The sequence below is a fragment of the Veillonella sp. DNF00869 genome, assembly GCF_001553345.1.
In the GTDB taxonomy this organism is placed as follows: domain Bacteria; phylum Bacillota; class Negativicutes; order Veillonellales; family Veillonellaceae; genus F0422.
Window position 1 is genome coordinate 1 of the sequence record NZ_KQ960757.1, and the last position, 5077, is coordinate 5077.

At 43.5% G+C, this 5077-nt stretch carries 4 protein-coding genes; 1 reads left to right on the forward strand and 3 read right to left on the reverse strand.

Annotation, left to right across the window (positions count from 1 at the left end):
• The first annotated feature begins 256 nt into the window (after window positions 1-256).
• Entirely contained in the window at window positions 257-1273 is a 1017-nt protein-coding gene (gene bioB / locus HMPREF3032_RS01395) for a biotin synthase BioB (RefSeq protein ID WP_009353994.1), read from the forward strand.
• 283 nt (window positions 1274-1556) lie between these two features.
• Here the strand turns inward: bioB and HMPREF3032_RS01400 are convergent, their stop codons facing one another.
• Genes HMPREF3032_RS01400 through HMPREF3032_RS01410 form a run of 3 tightly spaced genes read right to left on the reverse strand, consistent with a single transcriptional unit; the run spans window position 1557 to window position 4930 of the window.
• Window positions 1557-2873, reverse strand: a complete 1317-nt coding sequence (locus HMPREF3032_RS01400; RefSeq protein ID WP_062401268.1) for a DUF445 domain-containing protein — start codon at window positions 2871-2873, stop codon at window positions 1557-1559.
• Window positions 2870-4099 (reverse strand): DUF445 family protein, encoded by a 1230-nt coding sequence (locus tag HMPREF3032_RS01405; protein WP_062401270.1) that lies wholly within the window; start codon window positions 4097-4099, stop codon window positions 2870-2872. Before HMPREF3032_RS01405 ends, HMPREF3032_RS01400 begins: the two co-directional genes overlap by 4 nt.
• Window positions 4100-4930 carry an MBL fold metallo-hydrolase gene (locus HMPREF3032_RS01410; protein ID WP_062401272.1) on the reverse strand — a complete coding sequence of 277 codons (831 nt, stop codon included), beginning with the start codon at window positions 4928-4930 and terminating at the stop codon, window positions 4100-4102.
• Window positions 4931-5077 lie beyond the last annotated feature (147 nt).

The window sequence follows — 5077 nt, forward strand, 5'->3', positions numbered from 1 at the left end:
ACTTAGTCATAGCAACCACCTCCTCCCATATTAGGAAGAGATGAGCCTAACATCACGTCATTAACTCTTCTACGAACCCATTATACCACAAATTCTACATATGGAATAAAATTCTATAAGCGCAGAATACCTGCATAGCAAAATAATCTCCGCTCTCTGTTAACGCTTATACTATTGACGCAAGTTAACAATAATTATATAATGTAGTCATTATGATGTAGTCATTAAAATCAAACAACTATTACGAGGTGTAATTATGGAAACTGTATCAAAATCTATTTCCTATGAAACAATCATAGCCTATGCGCAAAAAGTATTAGATGGTGGCGAGATCACTCGTGAAGAGGCAGAGCAGCTGATTCACACATCTGACGAAGACACTATGATTCTTTTAGCTATGGCTGATAAGATCCGCCAAAAGTTCAATGACGATACAGTAGACCTATGTGCCATCGTGAACGCCCGTTCCGGTAAATGCCCAGAAAACTGTAAATTCTGTGCTCAATCCGCCCATCATGACACTGGTGTTACTGTGTATCCTTTCATGGAAGAGGATGAAATCGTTAACGCTGCTAAAAAAGCGAAAGAAGCTGGCGCTATCCGCTTCTCCATCGTTACAAGTGGCCGTAACACAAACAACCCAAAAGAGTTCGAGCAAATTTTGAGCGCTCTCACTCGTATTCGTAAAGAAACTGGGTTAGAGATTTGTTGCTCCCTTGGTTTATTGACCTACGAGCAAGCCGTGCAATTAAAAGAAATTGGTGTGACACGTTATCACTCCAACATCGAAACAGCACCAAGCCATTTCCCAGACATTTGTACAACACACTCTTATGAAGATAAAATGTTCACTATCTCCAATGCACAAAAGGCAGGCATTCGTGTTTGCTCCGGCGGTATCTTGGGGTTGAATGAAACCAAAGAGCAACGTGTTGAAATGGCATTCGAGTTAAAACGATTAGGGGTAGACTCCGTTCCTTTGAACATTCTTAACCCTATCAAGAACACACCATTCGAAAACAATAAACCAATTCCTCCATTGGAAATTCTTCGAACCTTTGCTGTGTTCCGCTTCGTATTGCCAAAGGCTTTGATTCGTACGGCTGGCGGTCGTGAAGTGAACCTTCGTGACTTACAATCTTACGCATTAAAAGGTGGTTTGAACGGTATTATGGTGGGTGGTTACCTAACAACAGCTGGTCGCTCTCCATTAGATGATCTACAAATGATCAAAGACTTGGAGCTCAACCTTAACACCGTACAAGAAGCATAATCCTATCACTGTAACAACAAAACTTTTCATTACCTATATGTCTCAATTAGAGAGCTGCAACCATATAGAACTTTCAAATGAAAACAGGGGACCCGATTCCATCAAATCTGGGTCCCCTGTTTTTTAATATATATTCGATTTGCTAAACAATGCGCATCACAGAACGTGTATCCTATATACTATTAATCCAATCAGAAAATAGCCATATATGTTCTATTCCAACCGAAATACATCCACACTATAGAACTACACTCCGCTTACACTATAAAATATTTTCTAGATATTATAGTATTCCTAGTCCATGCAACACTGGCTCATACACATAATACAAGAACAACCATGTCCCCAATCCTGCTACGCCACCTACGAGGGCACCGTTAATACGGATCCAAGCAAGATCTTCTTCCACCTTACTTTCAATAAAATGAATGAACCGTTCTGTACTTAAGCTTTGTAGCACTTCGCGGATGATGATGCCGATAAACCCATGGCTCTTTGAAGCAATGTGCAGCATAATATGAGTTAAGGCTTCTTCTAACCGTTCCACCATGCCTGGCTCTTCACAGTAATGATTCCACAACTCTTGAAAGCTCGATTCCAACGCAATGGCCATTGGCGATGTCCCATCCGCAGATACCATGCCTTCACGAATCCGTGGGCATACATACTCTTCTAACATGAGTTCCCAATCTTGCACATCGATCCACTGTTGAATAGCATCGTCCAAGGTCTTTGTGATGCTTCGGCTCGACGCCATGTGTTGCAAAGGTCCCACCCATTGATGCAACCACACGAGGCGTTCCGTGCTATTCGGCTGTTTCCAGCGCTCCAACATTTGATGCACTTCTTCGATGATGGCCCGTGCCATTTCTTGGACGTTCACGATGTTCAATCCTTCTGAAAGTCCAATGAGCATGGCAGACACTACATCTTTCTTGCGCTTTTCGATTTCTTCCTTAATAACCGCTTCTAGCCATTGCTGTGCTTTCGGTGTATACAGAGCCCTCTGCAAATAGTCGATGCCTCGAATGACCACACTTTCATAACGATTGTGCTCACACACATGCAGTAAAGTCTGTTGCATAGGACCGATAAAAGACTGATTATGCAAAAATTTCCGCAACCGCTGTGCTCCCCATTGGGCCCACTCCCGATCACTACGTCGCTCCCACAACTCCGACAACACAGTAGCAATCCCTTGGCGCACCGTATTCCGTCCTACATCACTGCGAATATATTGGTCTATAAACGGTACAAACTGTACCCGTTCAATAGCCCTTTTACATTGATCATAGGTGAGAAGTTTCGTATTCACCATGCGGATAATCCCCTCAATAAGGCGATTCTTATTCCGTGGAATCAGTTCCGTATGAAAGGACACACCCAAAGGTTTTCGAAATAAAGCAGTCACCGCAAACCAGTCCGCTACGCTACCGATGAGGGCAGATTGGACAAACCAATACAAACCATCATACCAAGGAGCTGTGATATACCACTGTCCCCACCACACCAAGCCAAACAAAACCGCCATGGTGAGCAGCAAGCGATTCGCATAGGTTGTATAGGGCGTTCTTGGTATTTCTATAACACGAGGGCTCATACAATCCCTCCTTTTAGCAAGGTCAATCCGTAGAAGAGACCGCCTAAAATAGCACCTACCAAGGACCCATTAATGCGTATCATCTGTAAATCATAGCCCAATTTAGATTGTAATATGCGAGTAATTTCCTCTGGTGTGAATCGATTCATCTCGCGCACGACAATCTGTTCAATCCAAGGGCGTACGTAATTTAAGACATGCAACAATTGGAATAGAATAAATCGCTCTGCCTTACGACCTTTCACAGCATTCGTTTCCAAGCGCTCAAAGAAATGGTACAATTCCGTTTCTCCTTGCTCCACATACCGTGCCAAGTCCAACGTATCTTCCAACACATAGCCATCTTCGATGAACTCCCGGAACCAAGCATTTTTTTTATCTTCTAATTTCCGTTGCCACTGTCCATTCTGTGCAAGTTCATCCACTGCCCATCGAGCCTTCGTGTATACCGCAGATCCCAAGGGCGACTGCAAAGATTCTTGGCTCATCAAATAGGCGCAGCCTTTCACCTGTATCATGTGTGTAATGTATTCCGGTGAAAGTGACTCCCCACCTAATGCTAACGCCAATTCTCGCAAAAATGAATGGTCTGCATAGCGATTCATCACAGAGGATACTAGCCCTAATAAGTAGGGGCGAATCCCTTCCGCCGCCAGCAATCGTTGAAGCATACGGTTGATGTGCATCCATAGCACCTCTGCTCGTTCTGGTTCTAACAGCTGACGACACAAACTAACCACAAAAGGTGTCACTCGCCAAGATTCCACACCATTCTTGATATGCCCTAGCAATTGTTCTTGCAGTAAATTTTCTTTCACATGGGGCAACACATGGTCTTTCAGTTCCTCAAAACACACATGAACATATCCCCGACCAGTGGCACTATTCATAAATGACACAATCCGCCCTGGTACACGTTCCTGTTTTAGTACCTCGTACATATGAGATACCCGAAGGAGTTCGTCCACCATCATATGCCGTGCCATTTCCACGAACCGTTCCTTATTCCTAGGGATGAGCGCCGTTTTGAAAGGAATCCCCAAGGGTTTCGTAAACAGTGCTGTCACCGCATACCAATCAGCTAAGCCACCAATCATGGCGGCCCCTGAAATATGCGTGATGAGACCCCAGAAAGGATCTCTATGCAAAGGATAGGATACTAAGAATATGACACTCATCAGTACTAGTAACGCCGTTGCTCCATGACGTTGTAACCACACTGTCATTTAGTTCACATCCTCTATTACATCACCCGGTTGTTCCGGAATCCAGCAACGTTGGTTTGGGTATGTGTGGCGGAATGTGTCCGAGGGCACCCAAATAGATCCATTGGCATGCATAGGAATAAATAGTTTCGTGTTCATTATACCTAACACTTCTAAGGCTCCCCACTCGCGAGCTACTTCTAACCGAGCATCTACAGGGAACATCATAATATCCACAGACAAACCTGTTAGAGGTGCGAATTCTTTCTCCTTTAACGCTTTTGCCTCTGCAATATTCTCAGGCGTATCTCCAGACCAATGCCACCAGTTTAAATCTCCTGCGTGAAAGATGCGATGCGTACCTGTATCCACCAAGAATGAACCGCCCTCATCAGTGGAACCAAACATGGTGACAGTCAGATTGTCCGATTCTAATGTGTCGCCTACTTTCATGGAGTGCAAAGAAAACACTTGTTGTACCAACTCTTCTGTCAGATGTTCCTCTGTCATATTTTGGCCTTGATTAGAACACCCTTGTTTGATTCTTTCTAACACCAAACTAGCTTTCTCAGCATCTTGCTTAGCCTCTGCTGTCTCCTGCAATTCCTTGAAAATATCTCGCAAAGCTGGCACATCTTCATGGTACCAAACACTGTGTATATATGGTAAATATTTGAAAATTGATTTCACGTAATGGTCATGATGGATATGGGATACAAAAACATGTAACTCGTAGCCTTGTGCTACTAATGTATCTATCACTCCGGCTGGATCTTTCCAGTAATCAAATACATAGGCCCGTCTGCCATCTTCAATGACAAAACCGCTATGTTCTAAATAGGTAACTTTCATATTAACTCCTAATTGATAATTTTATTGATTACTTTTATTATAACACAAAACCCTTAACAACACCTCAACAACTCCTCTTTGTTATCCTATACCATGCTCCTTCGCTGAAAAACGCTGAGGAACGCCATTAGGTGTAGTAGCCTTGTG

Bases quoted from the DNA above. Each gene is read 5' to 3' on its own strand.
- HMPREF3032_RS01405 (WP_062401270.1), bottom strand. From the start codon at position 4,099: ATGACAGTGTGGTTACAACGTCATGGAGCAACGGCGTTACTAGTACTG.
- bioB (WP_009353994.1), top strand. From the start codon at position 257: ATGGAAACTGTATCAAAATCTATTTCCTATGAAACAATCATAGCCTAT.
- HMPREF3032_RS01400 (WP_062401268.1), bottom strand. From the start codon at position 2,873: ATGAGCCCTCGTGTTATAGAAATACCAAGAACGCCCTATACAACCTAT.
- HMPREF3032_RS01410 (WP_062401272.1), bottom strand. From the start codon at position 4,930: ATGAAAGTTACCTATTTAGAACATAGCGGTTTTGTCATTGAAGATGGC.